Source organism: Planomicrobium stackebrandtii (assembly GCF_030814955.1).
Taxonomy (GTDB): domain Bacteria; phylum Bacillota; class Bacilli; order Bacillales_A; family Planococcaceae; genus Planococcus; species Planococcus stackebrandtii.
Genome location: NZ_JAUSWB010000005.1, coordinates 266558 through 285790 on the forward strand (window position 1 = coordinate 266558; position 19233 = coordinate 285790).

Consider the following 19233-nt stretch of genomic DNA (forward strand, 5'->3'; position numbering starts at 1 on the left):
AACTTTCTATTTGAGTAAAGACCTTCAGTCCGTGCATGTCTAAAGTTTATCGCTTTGTGCTTTATATTCACACAAGATATTTTACGCTCTCCATTAATAACCATTCTTGCTATATTGAATGTTCTAATTTATCTACATAAAAAGATTACCAATTATGTTTTTAATAAATCTCTGTGTTTTAAAGTGTTATGTATCGTATTCTAGAAGTAAGTCCGATTATAAAGGGGAGGAGTCGTTATGGCACTACATAAATTTAAAAGAGATGAATTAGAACAGATTTTTAAAAACGTAGTAAATAAAACGTTAGGCGAAGTTGATACGAAAAACGTGTTTGCTCGAACCGTTGCCCATTCTAAAATAACAGGAATTGCTGGCGATGTAGTGGAGCAATCTATTTTAGGATATCCAGCTAATTCAAATAAAAAACCAGATTTGTTAGTTGATGGTACGCCGACGGAATTAAAATCAACCGGTATACGTAAACCTAAAAAGAAAGGCGAATTCCTTTATGAAGCGAAGGAGCCGATGTCTATTACAGCGGTTTCGCCAGGTAATATTATAAATGAAGAATTCAATACATCTCATTTTTGGAGCAAAATAGAGCATATGTTGCTGGTTTATTACCATTACGATTCACCTATCACAGTAAAGGCTGCCGATTATGCAAACTTCCCTATTAAGGGCTATCATTTTCATGAGTTTTCTGAAGAAGAGAAAGAGATTTTGAAAAATGACTGGCTGATAGTTCGTGATTTTATTCAATATTTAAAGGATAACTACACCAATGCAAAAGCAGAGTATCCACGTATTTCATCTGAATTACGTAAGCAGCTCATGTTAATCGATACAGCACCAAAATGGCCAAATCCTCCTCGATTTAGATTGAAGCGATCTGCTGTTTCCACATTAGTCCAAAAACATTTTGGTGCACAATTTGAGGAATTAACTGAAACGTACTCTAGTTTCAAAGAATTAGATGAAGAACTGCGTAAGCTAGCTGTAAAATATAAAGGAAACACTGTTCGCGAGCTAGTTGAAAAATTGAGTATCGCTTTCGATTTGGAGAGTGGCAAAGATGCTTCAAAATCAATCTCTGAACAGATTGTTGTAAAAATGTTCGGTGGGACAGCTAAAAAAATAAGTAAAATAGATCTTTTCAGTAAGGTTGGGCTTGTTCCAAAAACAATTGTCCAAACAAAAGATGGTAAACGAACAGAGGATACAAAGCTATTTAGAATTGATTTTGCTGAATGGACAGATGTAAATATTCCATTTGAAGAATCGTTTGCTTACAATTACTTCAGTGGACAACAAATCTTAGGAATCATTTTCGAGGAACCGTCTACAAAAGCGCCTCTTTTAGATAATAAATTCCTTGGATTTAAACGCCTCGTATTTTCTGAGGAGATTATAGAAAATGAAGTGAAGCCCGTATGGCAGCGTATTCGCGATTTAGTAAATAATGACGAATTAGTAGAGGTTATTGAGGTAGACAAATTCAATAGGCCTCGTATGAATAAGAAAACAAATACAGTTAGAACTTCGCTCAACTTTCCTAAATCCAAGGATTACACTTTCTTTGTACGTGGAACAGGAGCAGACTCAACTAAAAAGACGTTAGAACTTAACGGCCTCAATATGTATTCGCAATATTTTTGGATGCGTGGAGAGGTTATTACTGAGATGTTAAGAAATGTAGAGCATATTTAATAAAATCTGGACGAAAAGTTGAAAGAAAACTAATCGATTGAGAATAGTGCTTGTTCAGAAGCGAGATGGTGTTTTTCCTGTGAACAGATTTTTTGTTTTATCAAATATCCTCAATCAAAACAGTAATGTTTGAGCAAACTTTTTGGATAATAAAAAAACTGACATCTATGATGTCAGCCAAAAGCTGGGAATTCCATTTGGAGTTCATTTACTTCATTCACTTTTTCAATCTCTTCAATCCGGATGCCCATTCGATGAATCAGATCCACTACAAGGGCATTCCCCATACAGAAATAGCGCATGCGGTCTGTCATTCCGGCCGTCCAATTATCCGGGAACCCGTTCAAACGCTCGCATTCGACGGGGGTTAGGAAACGCTTCCTGCCATCGACTTCGATGATATGGGTACTTCGGTTAGTTGAACCTTCGCTTGTCAGCATGGTTCGACCCGGCTTGTCCAATTCATCCACAGGGGACATCCCGCCTTCGGAGAAGTGGTAGACATGCCCTTCGGTGGTTTTCCGCTCGATTCTCTTAGGGCCGCGCAAGTAAGCAAATTTCTCGATGTTCGCTTCAGTCAGGTAGAACTTTTCAGGGACCGCCTCTTCATCGACTAGGATACCCTTAAGTGGAATAGGCTCCTCCAATGTAGGAGAGAGGTGTGCCGTAAAGACTTTGCCGCCCTTCATATAGCCCGAATTATGGAATCCGTATGAGAATTCATCGGAAATTTCCACAATATCCGATGGGAGCTCGACAGAGGAGATGCGGTCTTTGTAAGGTTCCTCTTCGACCGGAAAAGGCTTGGCGAAGAAACCTTCATTGAAAACGATATCTGCAGGAGAGAAGTTTTTCTGTTGATTCTCGAAAGAGATGCCGTTCTTATAGGCGAAGATGAACACCCGGCGACGGCGCTGTGCCATGCCGTATTCAGCCGCGTTGATGACACGCCACTCGACAGAGTAATTCATATCCCTGAAAGTGGCCAGCATGACTGCGAAGTCCCGCCCTCTTTGGGAAGAAGGGGATTTCAACAGGCGGTCGACGTTCTCCAGCAGGACATATTTCGGATGGGTGTTCTCAATCACTCGCTTGATTTCCCAGAAGAGGACGCCCTTCTTACCTTGAATCCCCTGTTCTCCTGACTTGGTGCGTGCCACCGAGTAGTCTTGGCAAGGGAAGCCGCCCACAAGGAGATCGGCTCGGAGGTCGTGGAATGTATCGTCGGAAACCTTTGTGATGTCTTCGTTCGAATGAATTCCTGTATCAAAATTTCGTGTGTAGCAGTCGAAGGCGTCTTGTGCTTTGCGTGAAGGTTCCCACTGGTTGCCCCATACTACATCGAAGATTTCATGGTTGGCTTTCTGTAATCCGAGTCGGAATCCGCCGACACCGGCAAAGAGTTCGATGACTCGTAGTGTCTTTATCTGTTCCATTTACCGAACATCCTTTCGGTTTTTTCTTAATTATACCTAAAAAAAGTGTTAGGATCGACAGTCTATAGTAGCATATTTGCAGAAAAAATGTGAATTATTATATCTTTTATTAATAAGATGTCTACTTTTTTGTTACTCTAGACGATTTCGTAGCATCCTTTGCGCTATTAATGAACTCTATTGTTTCATCTACAGTTGCTTCTAAATCTTTTCGTATTTCGTGCTCCCAAATCCGCTTTAAGTTCCAGCCTTTTTCGATATAATATTTGTCAACTTCTTTATCCCGTTCGCGGTTTCGGGTAATTTTTTTGTCCCAGAACTCCTGATTACTTTTTGGTCGTCTGAAGTGAAGAGGGCAACCATGCCAAAAACAGGAGTCGACAAAAATCACAACTTTATATTTTTGAATTACTACATCGGGAGTTCCACATAGCTTTCTGACATTCTTACGGAAGCGTAGTCCGTGCCTCCAAAGTCTTTTAGTAAACATATTTTCCAATTTTGATTGAGCACGGATAGCACTCATTGTTTTTCTGCGTTGTTCTTTAGACATGATATCAGACATGAAAATCCAGCTCCTATCATATACTTCGTTAGTAAATAGTTACCCTCATTGCTAAGTCAAAGACTTATAATTTGTGATAATTGTAATAGATGAGTTAATTATTAATCTGTAAATATAAATCATTATTCATATTGGTTAGATCTTCATGGTCTGCTACATATAAACCCCCCAACTCTAAAAAAGAATTGGGGGGTTTATATGTATTGTACTTATCTAATCTGCTCTATGCTTTTTCTTAAGTAAGGATTTAAATTGGCGTGTGTAAAAGGTTGAGGAGGTGGAGCGCCATAGTTATTAGTTCTTCTTATAACCTGATCTAAGTTAATTAAATTAGGATGCTCTGCTGCCATTATTCCCTCTATATATCTCCAAAAAGGCATATTCACGCCTTTGTAAGTTGGTCTCGGAAAGTTTATGTCTTCTTGGAGTACAATCCAGTAGACTAAATGTTTAAATTCATCCATATCTATAGTTAACTTATTGATAACTATTTGATGATTAGAATTATGGGTGGATTTTAAACCGTTTTTATAAATATCCACCAAAAAGTTTGCAATAAATTGGCCATGCCCACGTAGTGTAAATTCATAAATAGCTCTAACTATATCGGGATGTGTAAGTGGAGTACTATAGAATTCCAATTTGTAATCACCTTGATTTTGAAGTTTTCCGGGATAAAAAAGTTTTAAGTTAGGATATTTTGAGTCTGGAGAAAATTGATTGGCATGCTTCTCTTGACTAGCTGCAACTTTTGACTTTTCTTTCATGATAATAATATTTTCTTCAAATGGCATTTAGCATTCTCCCTTAGATATATTTGTTAGAATTTTATGTTATCATTAAATTGGATTATTTAATATCCTATTATTGGATTTTATCTAGATAAAATAGTTAAAAAAATATTATTAATTAATGTTATTGAAAATTACGTAATTCTTTTATCTTTTTATTAGGTATATTGATGTGTAATTATTTTGTATGTAGGAAATAAAAAGCTAAAGTTTAAAAATAACCAGATTCCTGTTATTATCTTTATTCGAATTTTTAAGCTTTGACTTTGGTGTAAAACACAAATAACAAAAGAATTTTATTCTTTTAGTTAGTTAGGAGAATAAGGTATGGAAGAAAATGAAAAGATTACAGCACTTTTAAATAATTTTGATGTCGAAAAAGAAAATATCTATAAAAAAGTTATTCCTACTGTTCAAGAATTGATAGTGGAACAACTTCGACCAGATGAAAAGGATTTATTGAAATGGAAGACAAGTAGTAGAGGAAGGTTTGACTTTAGGGATTATTTGAATTCAAGAAGCTGTAAAAATTTTTCAGAAGTTCATTTGGATGCTCTCTGGAGGTATTACCTGGGAAATGTGAATGTGCAAAGAAGCAAATTAATTATAGAACAATATAAGCTTTTAAATAAAAGAAATGAAAACTGTGCACATTGTTCAAGTATAGAGAATTTGCAAGTAGATCATAAAATACCTTTGGTAAAAGGTGGGTTAGATACAATAGAGAATTTACAGTTTCTCTGTGGAACATGTAATTTGGAGAAGCATGGTAGATATGACTACAAAGAACTAATAATATAGTGGAGAAAAGGGAGCTGTTAGTGATGAGTAAATCCTATTCTAAGAAAAAAGACGAGTTGATAAGTTTAATAATGAAGATTAAAGAGAGGTCAGGCAAAAGTTTTAAAATAAGATTGATAAAATTGAACCAACAAAATGAGTATGCAATGTATTTCTCAGCATTACCTGTTGATGCTTCTTTTGTAATTGCCCGTCGTATTCCAAAGGATTACGACAATCCAAAAGGAATCCAAAGAGCATTGAAGGAAAGTAAAATAACTGAAATTTCATCAAAGTCCATGGACATTTCAAAATTTTCATCTCCAAATGCTGTTGTAATGAATTTAATCACAAACAGAGATGGGAAACATCCAAACTTATCAGGAATCGTCAGTTTTGAAGAATCGATAATGGAAAAGAATGTAGCAGTTTATTCTATTGATTTAGACAAGTATGAGAAGAAATTAAAATCTCTTCCGATAGATCAAGATGGATACTTAGAAGGGAATAGTGAGGAGATACTGTTTCCAGGAGTTTTAATCGATGCGCATCATCGTACAGAAGGATTATATTCTGCTGGCCGGATGGATTTTGAATTGCCACTCACAGTTTACTTAGATTTACCTGAAAAAGAAATGGCTCGAATATTTATTGATATTAATGAAAAACAAGAAAAGCCTAGTCAAGTTCATACTTTAGCTATGAAATCTATAGCTGGGGTTCTAGCCGGGGATGAAGAGGTAGCAAGTAATATCATCGATGGTTTAGATAAAAATGAAAGTTCGATTCTCTATCAGAGAATTAAAACAGTAGATGGAAAAAGACCAAAAGAGATGAAAAAAACATACGTAACAAATAGTACTTTTTCAAAGCTACTAAAGAATTTCATACTGCCACATCTGGGTAAGAAGATGAGTTTGAATCGACAGATAGATTTAATCAATGATTACTTTACAGCGTGGAGTGAGGTTTTTCCGGAAGCATGGTCTGATGAAAAAAATCACGTTTTAGTTAAATCTCTAGGTTTTCAGATAATGATGAGGTTATTTAGTACAATTCATAATCTGGTCACTGTTTCAGATGGGGTACCTAGTGTCCAAGATTACAAAAAAATAATATCCAAAACTTTAAAAAAAAATAACATCCTAGAAATAGATGAAAATCAATCGTTTCCAATAAACTGGAAGAGTGAAGTGTATGGGGGATATTCGAGTGGTAAAGGTATAAATGCCATATCGACATCTTTAACTCAACATATTGCAGATCATAAATAATCATTTAATTTAAATTTTAATCTTACTTATCATGTACTAGTATTTAACCTATAAATATTGAAAACTGAATATTTTTTACTAAATTTTATGGGATTGAACTATCTTAATTAAAGGACGAATGCATAATGGTTGCTCATATAATTTTAGGTATTAACATAGATACTCCATTTTGGATAAGTATATTAAAAAAACAAGGAATTAAAAATATCTTCATTTTTAATTACGAATCCCAGAATAATGCAGAATTAGAGTCATATAAGGATGTAACATATATTCATCAAGAACTAGCGGAGAAAATTTTACAAGACTTTACTGATGTAGTCTTTTATAAATCTCTATATGCTTTCCCAGGAATGAATGGGCAAATGTCTACACTCTATAAAAGTTAATCCCTTATTAATATACTTTCTTTGTAATTTGAATATTATTTGTAAAAGCATTTTAAATTAAATATAGACAAAATGTTAAAAATATAAAAGGTAGGTGAAATTTATGGAATTTTGGAATTTTCCTGCGGTTACTGGTGGAAATATAAACTCTATAAATAATGCAGGGTTAGAGACTTTTAGAGATAACCCTATTGATTCTTTGACTCGTGAAATCTGTCAAAACTCTTTGGATGCGGTTAAAGATCCAGATAGACCGGTCATTGTGGAATTTAAAAAATTTATTTCTAACGGATTGCCTGGGAAATTAGAACTGTCTAATGCTTTCTATGAAGGTAAGGAAACATGGAGAAATGGAAATGAGAAAAGTTTAAGATTTATTAATTCTGCTATAACTATATTAAAAGAAAGTAATATTGAATGTTTACGCATAAGTGATTTTAATACTGTCGGGTTGGTAGGAGCTCAAAAAGCTGAATTGGGTTCGCCATGGAGTTCTCTAATCAAAGAAGCGGGTTCTTCAAATAAAAAGGATGAATCGGGGGGGAGCTTTGGTATAGGAAAAGCAGCACCTTTTTTGAGCTCGAATTTAAGAACGTTATTCTATTCCAGTCTAGATAAAGATGGGCACTCGTCACATATTGGAGTAGCAGATATAATGTCATTCCGCAATAAAGATAATTCTGTGACATTGGGGAAGGGTTACTTTACAAATAATGAAAATTCGAATGCAATCCCAACTCTACTTAAGCTCGATTCCTATTTTAATAGGAGAGAGACAGGGACTGATATTTTCATAACAGCTTTTAACGGTAGGCAAGAGTGGAAGGATGAAATGATCCAGTCGATATTAAGAAACTTTTTTCTTACTGTTTTTCAAGAAAAATTGATTGTGAATGTCGATGGATTTGTAGTTAATCACTTAAATATCTCAGATTTAATTAATGGATTAGAAGATAATAATGAAAATCAAATCTTAAAAAACTATTTTAGGCTTCTAACCTCTAGTCAAACGGTTAAAGTTCCATATCCGCCAAAAAAATATAAGGATGGCTTAGAGTTTAAAGAAGGTGAAGCGGAACTTCTGTTATTAGATGGAGAAGATTTAAACCGACGTGTGTTAATGACAAGGAAAACTGGTATGCGAATCTTTGAACAAAGTAATATAAGTGGAAGTATTTCATTCACGGGTCTTTTATTAATGAAAGGTAGAAATATGAATAAAGTATTTAAACAAATGGAAAATCCGGCTCACAATGCTTGGCTTTCAAACAGGTTTGAAGAAAATCCGAAATTAGGAGAAAAAATATTTTCTGATTTGCGTAAGTTTATTCGTGACACAGTTAAGGCAACTTATCATCAAGAAGTGGCTGATACAATGAATGCAATTGGCCTAAGCGATTTCTTGCCGAATAAAAGTATGATGGATGGCAAGGGTGGAGAGAAAATTGAATCTATCAAAGCAAAAACAAAGTTTATTGATGTAAAAGAAATTCGACAGAAACCCGCTAGTGTTAGTAATTCTACTAATATAGAAAAAACCCCGGAGCAGATGCTAGGAGAATTTGATTTTTCTGAAGGTGAATTTGGTGGTAATGGCGATGGTAAGAAAAGTGGACAAGGGGGAGGAGTACCAGATAATAATGTTACTGATCCAGGTGGAACAAATGATATAAATCGCGATTCTAAAGGTGAGGTAGATAGCGCAGAAAAATTGCTTCTCAAAACTCTTTACATCCACAGCAAGCAACGATACTCATGTGTTAATAAAGAGGATGGAGAATATAGATTTATGCTGATACCCCAAAAGGAAATTGAAAAAGGACAAATCAAGTTTAAATTAATAGGTGAACAGAGTAATTTTGATCTGCCTATTAAAGATGTATCATTCAATAATCCTGAAATATCCGTTGAGAAGATTTCAGGAAATACTCTTCATTTTATTAATCCAAATAAAAGTACTAATTTGGATTTGAATATAAAGATTGAATATTCTAATTATTGCGTAATGGAGGCGGGCGTTTATGAAAATAGCTAATTCGTATCCATATCCTGTACTTAGTATGTTCACTGACGATTATGTTAATTCGAGTTTAAACGTAGAGTATGCTACTAAAGAAGAGTTCGGTGAACTTAAAATTCTAGCTAAGTTTTTTCTCGAAAATGAAGTGCTTGAAGATTTAATAGAAGCAGGGAAAGCCTTATTCGCTGTACATTTGGAATGCCCCCAAACTAGTTATCGGGAAATTATCACTTGCTCGGAGCCCGAAATCAATAAGACTGTTAATGTGATGCAATTGAGAGGAAAGGTTTTTCTGCATGCTTTTATAGTGGCAGAGTCAGAGATTGAAGATTATAAAAACTCGTTTTTGAGTGAGTGGTATCAGGGGATGATTATAAAATTTGAGAAGGGAAACTTCTTGGGAATTGGAGATGCGTTGGAAATAACTTTGCATGACGATGACACGGAATATATGAACTTACCTTCTATTATAGATATTCATAAAGGTATGGAAAAAGACTATATGGAAGTTGAACTACATGCATCAAATATAATTATATCTCTACCAGCCACTGAGTACGACTCGTATGCAAATAATGCAAATACAAACCTGAAAAATACAATAATATCGACGGTGATATTTCCAAGCTTGGTATATGTCTTTTCAAAAATTCAAGAAAACAGAAGAGATTTAGAAGAGTATACGTGGTATCAAGTGCTGGAGAAAATTTTTGAGGAGAACAATTATAGTATCGAAGATATTGGTACAGAGAAACTCTCATCTTTGAAAGCGGCTCAGCTGGTTCTCAGAAAACCATTATCGACTAGTTTTGCGGAGATTACAAAACTAAATTCATGGGAGGAGCAAATATGAGATTGACTTTTGTATCTGAAAAAACTCTGCAAGACTTGAAAGTTAATAGTAAGGCATATTTAAAAAAATATTATAGTGGAGATGGAAAGTGGTTCGATACTTACTTCAGTGAAGAAGGGAAAGTATTAGAAACTAACATAGAGTTCGATATGCCTGAATTATCTTATGACGATGATTATTCGATAAGTGATCAGTATAATGTCAGGGCTATTTATAATTCTTTAAGTCATTTACCTGTTACGCTAGCTACGCAAGAAAGAATGTGGACAGGGTTAGCACATAATCAATTTAGAGATTTCACGTTTTATCGTCTACGAAGAGATATCGAAGAAAAGAATGAGAGTCGAATGTTTTCTAGCTTATTCTTTAAACATGGAACTAAGCGTTCCCTTTTTGTTCATATTCTTTCCCGCCTCTGGTGGGTTGGTTATATGACCTATGATGCGTCAAATGATAAAAATCCATATTGGCTGACAGATTTTTTTACAGAAAGAGATTTTTCTGCTCGTAGTGTTATTTTTTTCTCAAGCAACTTCACTTCCAACCGTACAATCACTATAGGTATCTTGAAGGCTTTATATAAAATTAAAGAAGATGGGGTTGCAATTAAACGTGAACATTTTTTACAAGCAACTAAATATTTAAATATATTAGGCGGGGCTATGATACTCGACTTACTATCAGTAAATGAAGTGGAAGAACTGGTAGCGGAGAATCTTAATGATACTTTTAATCTTAGTGTGCAAGAAAGAGTGGAAGCATAATTTGTTCATATCATTGCAATTCCATATCCCTTCAAATAAAGTTAGTTAACTTTTTAAATGAAAAACAACATTCATTAAGAGCATATAATAAATAGGAATTATAAAAGCGGGGAGATGAAATATTTTGGTCTCAGACAAATCAAATAAAGTAATTTCAAACGATATAATTCCAAAAAAGAATCCTGCTTGGAAAAGGGATGAATTGATACTTGCGCTAGATTTGTACTTCAAAAACCATCCTAACAAAACTAGTAACTACCAGGAAGAAGTATTGAAACTTAGCGAAGTTTTAAATGTTCTACCCATACATGAAAACAGATATGCATTATTAAACTTCCGTAATCCGAATAGCATAAATATGAAAATGAGTAACTTTTTAAGATTAGATCCTAATTATGAAGGTGAAGGTTTAAAAGGTGGAGGTAAGTTAGAGGAAGAAGTTTGGAAAGAATTTTATCAACGAACAGAAGAACTTAGTAATGTAGTTAATAGTATATTATTAAATATTTCAAGTGAAAAACAAGTATGTGCAACTCCTGAAGATTCCTATGAGGAAGAGGTATTTCCAGAAGGCAAGATTTTATATCGCTTGCATAGACATCGTGAAAGAAATATAAAAGCTGTAAAAGAAAAGAAACGTCAAGCTATAAAAGAAAATAATTTAGTATGCGAAATTTGTACATTTGATTTTTATAAGACTTATGGAGAACTTGGCGAAGGATATATAGAATGTCATCATACAGTTCCAATTTCTGAATATGAAGACTCTACCAAGACTCGAATGATAGATTTAGTATTGGTTTGCGCGAATTGTCATCGAATGTTGCATAGAAAAAGACCATGGCCTAAAAAAGGAGGATTAAAATCTATAATTCGAGATGTATAAAGATTTCTTCAAAAACAATTTATAACAATTCAATTCTTTCTCATTAATACTTTTTGGATTCGAAAATAAAGTGATAATATAAATGCTGGATTCTCACGTCTTTTGAGAATCCAGCATTTGCTCTGTGTAAGAAAGTGTAAAAATTTTCACTTGAATACTTTTGCTAGTTCTTCAACTTCTTTTTTCTGTGTCTAAAAAAATTGGACATTATAGTGTGATTAAATTCTTTGAAGGGATTTGAAGCATGTATGCAACAATCTGTCATCGAATCATTTTTAAGTATATTAATTAATCCGCGTAATTTAATTAAGGAATTAAGGATTCATAAATATTTTTATTAATTAAATGAGAGGGTGTATATCCATAGGCTGCTAGCTATTCTAGCAACAAAACGTTATCATAAAAGCAACTGCTGCAACTACTATGCCAGTTGGTTGACATTGGCTATAAGAGGTTCAGCTATCAAATAGGTTCAACAAATTTTTGAAGGGGGCTATCATTTGGCTTATCAATTAGGGGAAAAGTTTAAGCTTTTTACATTGAATTCAAATCCGGAATTGGCCCAGGAAATCGCAGATGAGCTCGGCTGTAAGCTGGGGAAAAGCTCCATTAACCACTTTAGCGATGGCGAAGTTCAAATTCACATTGAAGAAAGTGTTCGAGGCAAAGAGGTCTATTTGATCCAATCGACATCGCAGCCGGGCAATGAGCATGTCATGGAACTGCTGATCATGATCGATGCGCTCAAGCGGGCATCTGCGGAAACCATCAACGTCGTCATGCCTTATTATGGCTATGCGCGCCAGGACCGGAAAGCAAGTTCGCGTGAACCGATTACGGCGAAACTGGTAGCGAATATGCTGGCAAAAGCAGGGGCTACACACATTATCACCATGGATTTGCATGCTCCCCAAATTCAAGGATTCTTCAATATGCCGGTAGATCAGTTGCTTGGTGAAAAGATCCTGTCGAAGCATTTTCTCGATAAAGGATTGGAAGATGCCATAGTTGTAGCACCGGACAACGGCGGTTTGGGCAGAGCCCGTAAACTGGCGAGCCATTTGGACGTTCCAATCGGCTTTATCGACAAGCGCCGGATGCAGTCAGGTGAACCCGAGACGGTGAACATCGTCGGGGACATCGAAGGCAAAAACGTCATCATCATCGTGGATATCATTGATACGGCTAAGACAATTTCGTTGGCTGCCAATGTGCTGGTTGAAAATGGTGCGAAAGCTGTTTATGCGTGCTGCACCCATGCGGTCCTATCAGGCCAAGCGGTTCAACGCATCGAAGAGTCGGCTGTTACGGAACTGGTGGTTACCAACACCATCCGTGTACCGAAAGAAAAACAGACGCCGAAAATCACGATTCTGTCCGTGGCTCCGTTGTTAGCTGAAGCGATTGAGCACGTACACAACGAAAAACCGGTTACGCCACTATTCGAATAAACGCAGGTGTCCGACAATAGCAGAAAAGCTTCTTTTTTCGATTCAGTACAATTGCTTTATGTTTTCCGAAAATAAAAAAGCAGAATGATTCAACTTAAAAAAACATACAAATAGCAAAAAGCTGGTTCTTCATTCTTATGAAGATGCCGGCTTATTTATTTTCTGGCATTAACAGATTCATTTACAGCCTTCGGCAATTTTCTTTTTTAGTCAAAAGGTCTTCTTTGCCGAACCGGTTGGCAATCATGGCGCCAATGGACAAGTTGAAAATCATATTAAAGATTGGCGCTAAGACACCGAGTTCCCCAATGAACTTATATGCAAGTATTGCAGCGAGCGCGGTGTTACATAGACCGACTTGAAACAATGCTGCACGGGCGTCAGGCTCTTCCATCTTCAGCGCCTTAGCGATAAAGTAAGCGGCAGCCATCGGTAAGGTCACTTGGATGAAAGTTGCGACAATTAACAATGGGATTGTACTCAATTCGGAGGTGATCGCTCCTTTTCCGCTGCCGATGATTGTGTGGACAATCAGAAGCAGTGCCGCGCATGTTCCAAGTTTAGTAGCAGCTCCGGTATAGGATTTTAGTTTAGGGAGCGCCTTTTGGACTGCTAGACCGAGTACCAATGGTAAAACGACGATTAGCAGGAACGATAGCAGAAGATCGGAAAAAGAAATAGCGACTTGTTCACTGGACAAGCCAAGCATCGCGAGCGGTGTGACGATGGGACTGATGGCGACGTCGAGCAAAGAGGCGGCGACTACAAGCGAGGCGTTGCCTCCTGCTAGAAAAGTATAGACAGTGGCGGCTGTCGCACTTGGTACGGTGCCTGCCAAGACAAGGCCGGCAGCGATTTCCGGCTTTGCTGAAAAGAACAGGTGAGCGAGTGCGATAGAGACGGACACAGTCAGCGTCCATTTCAACCCGGTGATCAGCAGCAATTCCCGAGTCTTCTTTTTGATCTCTTTAAATGCGTCGATATTCATCGAGAGGCCAGCAAAAAAGATAACGGTTCCGAGTAGCAAGCTTGGCACCCAAGGAGATACTTGCCAATGGATAGGAGAAAAATAAGTTCCGACTGAAACGAGCAATATGAGAAATGGAAGTTTTTCAGAGATAAATTTAATATAGACCATTCTTTTATCTTCCTCCTCTGAACGAACATTTTTTAAGATAAATTCCATTATACGCCATTAATTTTTAAAGTTCAGTCTTTTTAAAGCTCTTGAACTTATGAAACTGACAGAAAATAAAATGAAAATTTAGTTTATAGTAGGGGATAAGGGAGGTGGAAGTATGTTTGACTTTGGAACACTGAGTTCTCAGATGGTACAAGAACTTTCTTCACTTATTGATAAAAATGTAATCGTGACAGATAAAAACGGCTTTATTATCGCAAGCACAGATTCTTCAAGGTTAAATACATACCATGAAGGGGCCGCCAACTCGATGAAAAATCAGCAGGAGATCCACATGAACAAAGAGATGTGCGAACGACTGCGGGGAGTGCGGCCGGGCATTGTTATGCCAATCATCGTTTCAGGAACACCGATTGGGGTTCTGGGTATCACAGGCAAGCCTGCTGAAGTCGATAAATATGCAAAGCTTGTAAGAAAAGTGGCGGAACTTTTCATCACAGAATCCATTTCAAAGCAGGAAAAAGAGCGGGGCATCCGCGAAATCGAATTCTTTTTCTTTGATTTGGTAACGACAGACTCTTCAATCGAAGTGATCGAAGACCGGGCAAGGATGATCAATATCGACAGTTCGCTTTATAAGCGAATTGTGGTCATTAAGATGTATCAGCAGCTTGAAATTATGGATGTGGAAAACCTGTTGCGTGTCCAGACCCTCCATCCTGAACTAAAGATCATTCGCTGGGGGATGGAGAAGTTGGTTCTGCTGGTTCCGGAGATTACAAAAGAAAAATTACTGAACGATTTACAAAGCTTATTAGTTAAGATGCAAAAAAAAGCGAAACAAAAATTACCGATTGGTATAGGGAATGTCAATCATTTTTATGAATTGAAAGAATCGTTTCGGCAGGCAGAAACAGCGTTAGCGGTATCTGAAAGACAGGAAAGAATCGTATTTGAGGAAGATTTAAAGTTGGAGTTGCTTTATTACTCCATTCCCGAAGAAGTGCAGAAAGAATTTTTAAGACGGACAATCGAACCTCTAATGAAAGAAGAAGATTTGATGTTAAGTTTGGAGACGTGGGTCCAGAAGAAGAATTCTATTCAAGAGGTGGCGGATGGCCTCCATATCCACAAAAATACATTGATTTATAGGTTAAACAAAATACAATCTATATTGAGTGTAAATTTGCATGATACAAATGATTTAGTCATTCTGCATACAGCGATTCGCCTTTACAGAAAGAAATGACCCTTTGGTTCCCATAGGGTCATTTGGTCTTTTATACAAAAATATTGACGAATTTGTGACAAATTTTGTTTTTAAATTACATAGATGAAAGAATAGTTAGAATATTATAATTGGTGAAAGAGTTAACGCAAAGGCGGTGAAAAAAGTGGAGGTTAAAATGAAAAATCCTTTTATATCAATAGTAGGAGCAGAAAATGTGAAAGATTCTCAAGCGCATCTGCTCGCTTACTCCTATGATGCAACAGCAAATTTTCAGGCGATGCCTGATTTAGTCCTTTCACCTAAAAACACAGAAGATATCACAGAGATTGTGAAAATTTGTGCAAAAGAACAAATTCCGATTGTGCCCAGAGGATCTGGAACAAACTTGGCAGCAGGTACCGTTCCGAACCAGGGAGGAATCGTTCTCCTATTCAACAACATGAACAAGATACTGGAATTGGATAAGGAAAATTTAACTGTTACCGTCCAACCCGGCGTCATTACACAAGATTTAAGTATTTATGTCGAGCAAAATGGCCTGTTTTATCCTCCAGACCCAAGTTCGATGAAAATCTCGACCATCGGGGGCAACGTTAGCGAGAACTCTGGAGGACTGCGTGGCTTGAAATATGGGGTAACAAAGGATTATGTGAAAGCGCTTACTTTTGTTGCTCCTGATGGAGAAGTGATGAAGCTCGGGGGTAAACTTGCGAAAGACGTAGCAGGCTACGACTTGATGTCGTTGCTGGTGGGTGCGGAAGGAACGCTTGGCGTTATCACGGAAATCACTTTGAAATTGATACCGCTGCCAGTAACTAAAAAAACAGGGATTGCTTATTTCAACTCGATGGAAGACGCCGCAAAAACAGTTTCAGCCATCATTGCAAACCGGATTATTCCAGTGACTCTTGAATTCATGGATAAAGGTACGATTGGAGCGGTAGAGGATTTCATGAAAATCGGATTGCCGAGGGAAGCCGAAGCGATGCTGCTGATGGAGCAGGATGGAAACGATGAGCAGGTGGATGAAGACATCCAGAAAATGATTGCCATAGCGGAAGAGAACGGGGCTACCTCAGCGATTCTCGCCGCTTCGGAAAAAGAAGCGGACATTTTAAAGACCGGAAGAAGGGCAGCGCTTTCCGCCCTATCCCGAAAGCGTCCGACAACGATTTTGGAAGATGCAACGGTGCCCCGTTCTGAGATTGCCAAAATGGTCAAAGCTATCCAGGAAATTGCGGTGAAATACGATGTGCAAATCAACACATTCGGCCATGCGGGGGACGGCAATCTACATCCGACATGTCTGACGGACGTCCGGGATAAAGAAGAGATGGAACGGGTGGAAAAGGCTTTGGAGGAAATATTCCAAGTAGCAATTGAACTTGGTGGAACGATCACCGGGGAGCACGGTGTCGGAGAAATGAAAGCGCCTTATCTCGAATGGAAGCTGGGAGCATCCGGTATGAAGCTAATGCGGAATATCAAACAATCGATTGATCCGCAAAACATTATGAATCCCGGTAAGATTTTCGCAAAAGAAATGAAGAAGAGGCTGGTGATTCACAATGGTTAGTGAATTGCAGCAGCGGATGCAAGAATCTTTTCAAGAAAACGTCAGTGAAGAATACTTAATGGACTGTATGCGGTGTGGATTCTGTTTGCCGGCCTGTCCTACTTACTTAGCCACAAACCAGGATGAAACGCATTCTCCCAGAGGACGAATTTCTTTGATGAAAGCGATGAGAGACGGAGATGTCGTCTGGGACGGTTCAGTGGAAGAGGCTTTTGATATGTGCCTGGGCTGCAGGGCTTGTGAACCTGCATGTCCAGCCGGAGTGCAATACGGTGTCCTGATAGAGGAAACACGCGTAGCAGTCCAGCAGGCGAAGCCACAGGGTGGGGTTGAGAAAATGGTTCGCAAAGCAGCCTTCGATGGTGTTTTCGCAGACCAGAAAAAAATGGCTTCTACCGTTAAGCTGGTGCAGTTCTACCAGCGGTCCGGCTTACAGGCAACAACGCGCAAAATTGGTTTTTTAAATCTCTTTCCCCCTTTCATGAAAGAGATGGAAGGCGTCTTGCCAAAAGTAGAAAGCAAGAAAAAAAGAACAATGTTGGAAAAACCAAAAACAACCCAGGTAGCATTCTTCACTGGTTGTCTTATGGATACCTTGTTCCAGGAAACCAACCGCAAGACGATAGAATTGCTCGAATGGCTGGGTGCTGAAGTCATTCTTCCGAAAGAACAGCAATGCTGCGGAGCCCTCCATGGCCATAGCGGCGAGCTGGAAAAAGGGATGAGAAATGCCAAGGCCAATATTGATGCGTTCGACTCTGATGATTACGCCTTCATCGTCAATAATGCTGGCGGCTGCGGAGCCTTTCTTTCTGAGTATGGAAAGCACCTGCAGAGCGAACCGCAATACCGGAAAAAAGCAGAGCGCTTTTCCAGGAAAACAATTGATATCTCTTCTCTTTTCGTAAGACTCGGTATGAACCTTCAGTTGAAGGCGATGACAGCTGAAGAGGGCGCGATTGTGACCTATCAGGATTCCTGTCATTTGCGCAATGTGAACAAAGTGTTTTTGGAGCCCCGGTCACTTCTGCAAGACGCGCCGGGCTTTGAATATAAAGAATTGATTGATGCGGGAAGTTGCTGCGGTTCCGCCGGTATCTACAATTTGCTTCAGCCGGAAATGGCTAAGAAAATCCTCGATTTGAAGATGAAGGGAGTGAAAGAATTACAGCCGGCAAAAATTATCACTTCCAATCCAGGCTGTCTAATGCAGATGCAAGTCGGCATCCAGCAGGAAGGGTTGGAAAAAGAAATGCAGGCAGTACATATCGTCGATTTTCTACATGAAGTAGTACAAAAAAACCAAAACTAGGGGTGAATGTTTATGTTGAAGAAAAAATTCAGTATTGCAGCAATGGGAATGTCGGTAGCCTTAATTTTAGGAGCTTGTGGATCAGGAACCAGTGGAGAGTCTGCTGAAGCGGAAGCTGAAGGCGAAGAATATGATTTGAAGATGTCAGTGACCGTTTCTGAATCTTCCACTTGGTATGAAGCTGCGGAGAAATTGAAAGCGGATCTTGCTGAAGAGTCTGATGGCCGGATCAATCTCGAGCTTTTTGCAAATGAGCAATTATCGGGAGGAGACTCAGGTAAAGCCGTAGAAGGTTTGGCAAAAGGGACGATTGATTTGACGTTCAACTCGACAATCATCTACTCGATACTGGATGACCGGTTTGGTGTGGCAAGTGCTCCGTTCCTGTTTAACAGCACAGAAGAAGTAGATCCTGTTTTCAATGGCGAAGGCGGAGAAATGCTTAAAGGAATTTTGGCGGAAAAAGGTGTTCAAGCTTTGGGATATGGTCAAAATGGTTTCCGTCAACTGACAAACAGTAAGCTTGAAGTAAAATCGCCGGAAGACCTGAAGGGATTAAAAATCAGGATTCCTGGTATCACGATGTACACCGATTTGTATCGTCAATTAGGAACAGATCCGCAAACGATGACTTTCTCAGAAGTGTTTACCGCATTGCAGCAAGGGACAATCGATGGACAGGAAAACCCGATTGATGTAATTCATTCATCGAAACTTGCCGAAGTACAAGACTACATCACGATGTGGAACTATTCGTATGATCCGCTGGTTCTTGGCATGAACAAGAAGCTATACGATTCAATGAGTGATGAAGACAAGGAATTGTTCGATCGTCTTGGTAAAGAAGCAGCTGACTTCCAAATTGAAATCGCACGTGAAAAAGAAGCGAAACAAATTGAAGAGTTGGAAGCTGCAGGCATGCAGTTCTACACTCCAAACGAAGAAGAACTTGCACAATTTAAAGAAGCAGTCCAACCGATTTATGAGAAATACACGGACGTCTGGGGCGCGGACCTACTAAAAGCTTTCCAAGGTGAGTGAAAGGGGTCTATCA

Annotated in this window: 17 protein-coding genes; 13 read left to right on the forward strand and 4 right to left on the reverse strand. The window is 38.1% G+C overall.

Annotated elements, in window-relative coordinates; all coding sequences use genetic code 11:
• The first annotated feature begins 237 nt into the window (after nucleotides 1-237).
• The gene (locus tag QOZ98_RS11035) at nucleotides 238-1710 is read left to right on the forward strand and encodes a MutH/Sau3AI family endonuclease (protein WP_308787497.1); all 1473 of its coding nucleotides are present in this window, start codon (nucleotides 238-240) and stop codon (nucleotides 1708-1710) included.
• A 173-nt stretch (nucleotides 1711-1883) separates the two neighbouring features.
• Here the strand turns inward: QOZ98_RS11035 and dcm are convergent, their stop codons facing one another.
• The 3 genes from dcm to QOZ98_RS11050 form a co-directional block, all read right to left on the reverse strand.
• Complete coding sequence (dcm, locus tag QOZ98_RS11040; protein WP_308787498.1) at nucleotides 1884-3146, reverse strand: DNA (cytosine-5-)-methyltransferase; 1263 nt, start codon at nucleotides 3144-3146, stop codon at nucleotides 1884-1886.
• Between the two features lie 121 nt (nucleotides 3147-3267).
• Nucleotides 3268-3711 carry a very short patch repair endonuclease gene (locus QOZ98_RS11045; RefSeq protein WP_308787499.1) on the reverse strand — a complete coding sequence of 148 codons (444 nt, stop codon included), beginning with the start codon at nucleotides 3709-3711 and terminating at the stop codon, nucleotides 3268-3270.
• A gap of 209 nt (nucleotides 3712-3920) precedes the next feature.
• Entirely contained in the window at nucleotides 3921-4505 is a 585-nt protein-coding gene (locus tag QOZ98_RS11050) for a hypothetical protein (RefSeq protein ID WP_308787500.1), read from the reverse strand.
• A 324-nt stretch (nucleotides 4506-4829) separates the two neighbouring features.
• Between QOZ98_RS11050 and QOZ98_RS11055 the strand changes: the two genes are divergently transcribed.
• The 8 genes from QOZ98_RS11055 to QOZ98_RS11090 all read left to right on the forward strand — a co-directional run bounded on the left by QOZ98_RS11055 (nucleotide 4830) and on the right by QOZ98_RS11090 (nucleotide 12919).
• Nucleotides 4830-5303 (forward strand): HNH endonuclease, encoded by a 474-nt coding sequence (locus QOZ98_RS11055; RefSeq protein ID WP_308787501.1) that lies wholly within the window; start codon nucleotides 4830-4832, stop codon nucleotides 5301-5303.
• 23 nt (nucleotides 5304-5326) lie between these two features.
• A complete protein-coding gene (locus tag QOZ98_RS11060; protein ID WP_308787502.1) occupies nucleotides 5327-6556 on the forward strand; it encodes a DGQHR domain-containing protein in 1230 nt (409 codons plus the stop codon).
• A gap of 125 nt (nucleotides 6557-6681) precedes the next feature.
• Nucleotides 6682-6945 (forward strand): hypothetical protein, encoded by a 264-nt coding sequence (locus QOZ98_RS11065; protein ID WP_308787503.1) that lies wholly within the window; start codon nucleotides 6682-6684, stop codon nucleotides 6943-6945.
• A gap of 103 nt (nucleotides 6946-7048) precedes the next feature.
• Complete coding sequence (locus QOZ98_RS11070) at nucleotides 7049-8980, forward strand: hypothetical protein (RefSeq protein ID WP_308787504.1); 1932 nt, start codon at nucleotides 7049-7051, stop codon at nucleotides 8978-8980.
• Nucleotides 8967-9818 (forward strand): hypothetical protein, encoded by an 852-nt coding sequence (locus tag QOZ98_RS11075; RefSeq protein ID WP_308787505.1) that lies wholly within the window; start codon nucleotides 8967-8969, stop codon nucleotides 9816-9818. Before QOZ98_RS11070 ends, QOZ98_RS11075 begins: the two co-directional genes overlap by 14 nt.
• Nucleotides 9815-10582: a DUF6339 family protein gene (locus QOZ98_RS11080; protein ID WP_308787506.1), complete on the forward strand. Its 768-nt coding sequence runs from the start codon at nucleotides 9815-9817 to the stop codon at nucleotides 10580-10582. The genes QOZ98_RS11075 and QOZ98_RS11080 overlap by 4 nt, the downstream gene beginning before the upstream one ends.
• Nucleotides 10583-10706: 124 nt before the next feature.
• Entirely contained in the window at nucleotides 10707-11468 is a 762-nt protein-coding gene (locus QOZ98_RS11085) for an HNH endonuclease (protein WP_308787507.1), read from the forward strand.
• A 500-nt stretch (nucleotides 11469-11968) separates the two neighbouring features.
• A complete protein-coding gene (locus QOZ98_RS11090; protein WP_308787508.1) occupies nucleotides 11969-12919 on the forward strand; it encodes a ribose-phosphate diphosphokinase in 951 nt (316 codons plus the stop codon).
• 181 nt (nucleotides 12920-13100) lie between these two features.
• On the opposite strand, the gene QOZ98_RS11095 is transcribed toward QOZ98_RS11090, so the two are convergent.
• Nucleotides 13101-14057 (reverse strand): bile acid:sodium symporter family protein, encoded by a 957-nt coding sequence (locus tag QOZ98_RS11095; RefSeq protein WP_308787509.1) that lies wholly within the window; start codon nucleotides 14055-14057, stop codon nucleotides 13101-13103.
• Between the two features lie 160 nt (nucleotides 14058-14217).
• On the opposite strand from QOZ98_RS11095, the gene QOZ98_RS11100 reads away from it, so the two are divergent.
• The 4 genes from QOZ98_RS11100 to QOZ98_RS11115 all read left to right on the forward strand — a co-directional run bounded on the left by QOZ98_RS11100 (nucleotide 14218) and on the right by QOZ98_RS11115 (nucleotide 19220).
• A complete protein-coding gene (locus tag QOZ98_RS11100; protein WP_308787510.1) occupies nucleotides 14218-15309 on the forward strand; it encodes a CdaR family transcriptional regulator in 1092 nt (363 codons plus the stop codon).
• A 157-nt stretch (nucleotides 15310-15466) separates the two neighbouring features.
• Nucleotides 15467-16867, forward strand: coding sequence for an FAD-binding oxidoreductase (locus tag QOZ98_RS11105; RefSeq protein WP_308787511.1), 1401 nt, complete (start codon nucleotides 15467-15469; stop codon nucleotides 16865-16867).
• Complete coding sequence (locus QOZ98_RS11110) at nucleotides 16860-18179, forward strand: (Fe-S)-binding protein (protein ID WP_308787512.1); 1320 nt, start codon at nucleotides 16860-16862, stop codon at nucleotides 18177-18179. The genes QOZ98_RS11105 and QOZ98_RS11110 overlap by 8 nt, the downstream gene beginning before the upstream one ends.
• Nucleotides 18180-18191: 12 nt before the next feature.
• Entirely contained in the window at nucleotides 18192-19220 is a 1029-nt protein-coding gene (locus QOZ98_RS11115; RefSeq protein WP_308787513.1) for a DctP family TRAP transporter solute-binding subunit, read from the forward strand.
• The last annotated feature ends 13 nt before the right edge of the window (nucleotides 19221-19233 follow it).

What these genes read in the sequence shown, in the direction of transcription:
- QOZ98_RS11035 (WP_308787497.1), top strand. Translation starts at nt 238, where the DNA reads ATGGCACTACATAAATTTAAAAGAGATGAATTAGAACAGATTTTTAAA.
- dcm (WP_308787498.1), bottom strand. Translation starts at nt 3,146, where the DNA reads ATGGAACAGATAAAGACACTACGAGTCATCGAACTCTTTGCCGGTGTC.
- QOZ98_RS11045 (WP_308787499.1), bottom strand. Translation starts at nt 3,711, where the DNA reads ATGTCTGATATCATGTCTAAAGAACAACGCAGAAAAACAATGAGTGCT.
- QOZ98_RS11050 (WP_308787500.1), bottom strand. Translation starts at nt 4,505, where the DNA reads ATGCCATTTGAAGAAAATATTATTATCATGAAAGAAAAGTCAAAAGTT.
- QOZ98_RS11055 (WP_308787501.1), top strand. Translation starts at nt 4,830, where the DNA reads ATGGAAGAAAATGAAAAGATTACAGCACTTTTAAATAATTTTGATGTC.
- QOZ98_RS11060 (WP_308787502.1), top strand. Translation starts at nt 5,327, where the DNA reads ATGAGTAAATCCTATTCTAAGAAAAAAGACGAGTTGATAAGTTTAATA.
- QOZ98_RS11065 (WP_308787503.1), top strand. Translation starts at nt 6,682, where the DNA reads ATGGTTGCTCATATAATTTTAGGTATTAACATAGATACTCCATTTTGG.
- QOZ98_RS11070 (WP_308787504.1), top strand. Translation starts at nt 7,049, where the DNA reads ATGGAATTTTGGAATTTTCCTGCGGTTACTGGTGGAAATATAAACTCT.
- QOZ98_RS11075 (WP_308787505.1), top strand. Translation starts at nt 8,967, where the DNA reads ATGAAAATAGCTAATTCGTATCCATATCCTGTACTTAGTATGTTCACT.
- QOZ98_RS11080 (WP_308787506.1), top strand. Translation starts at nt 9,815, where the DNA reads ATGAGATTGACTTTTGTATCTGAAAAAACTCTGCAAGACTTGAAAGTT.
- QOZ98_RS11095 (WP_308787509.1), bottom strand. Translation starts at nt 14,057, where the DNA reads ATGGTCTATATTAAATTTATCTCTGAAAAACTTCCATTTCTCATATTG.
- QOZ98_RS11100 (WP_308787510.1), top strand. Translation starts at nt 14,218, where the DNA reads ATGTTTGACTTTGGAACACTGAGTTCTCAGATGGTACAAGAACTTTCT.
- QOZ98_RS11105 (WP_308787511.1), top strand. Translation starts at nt 15,467, where the DNA reads ATGAAAAATCCTTTTATATCAATAGTAGGAGCAGAAAATGTGAAAGAT.
- QOZ98_RS11110 (WP_308787512.1), top strand. Translation starts at nt 16,860, where the DNA reads ATGGTTAGTGAATTGCAGCAGCGGATGCAAGAATCTTTTCAAGAAAAC.
- QOZ98_RS11115 (WP_308787513.1), top strand. Translation starts at nt 18,192, where the DNA reads ATGTTGAAGAAAAAATTCAGTATTGCAGCAATGGGAATGTCGGTAGCC.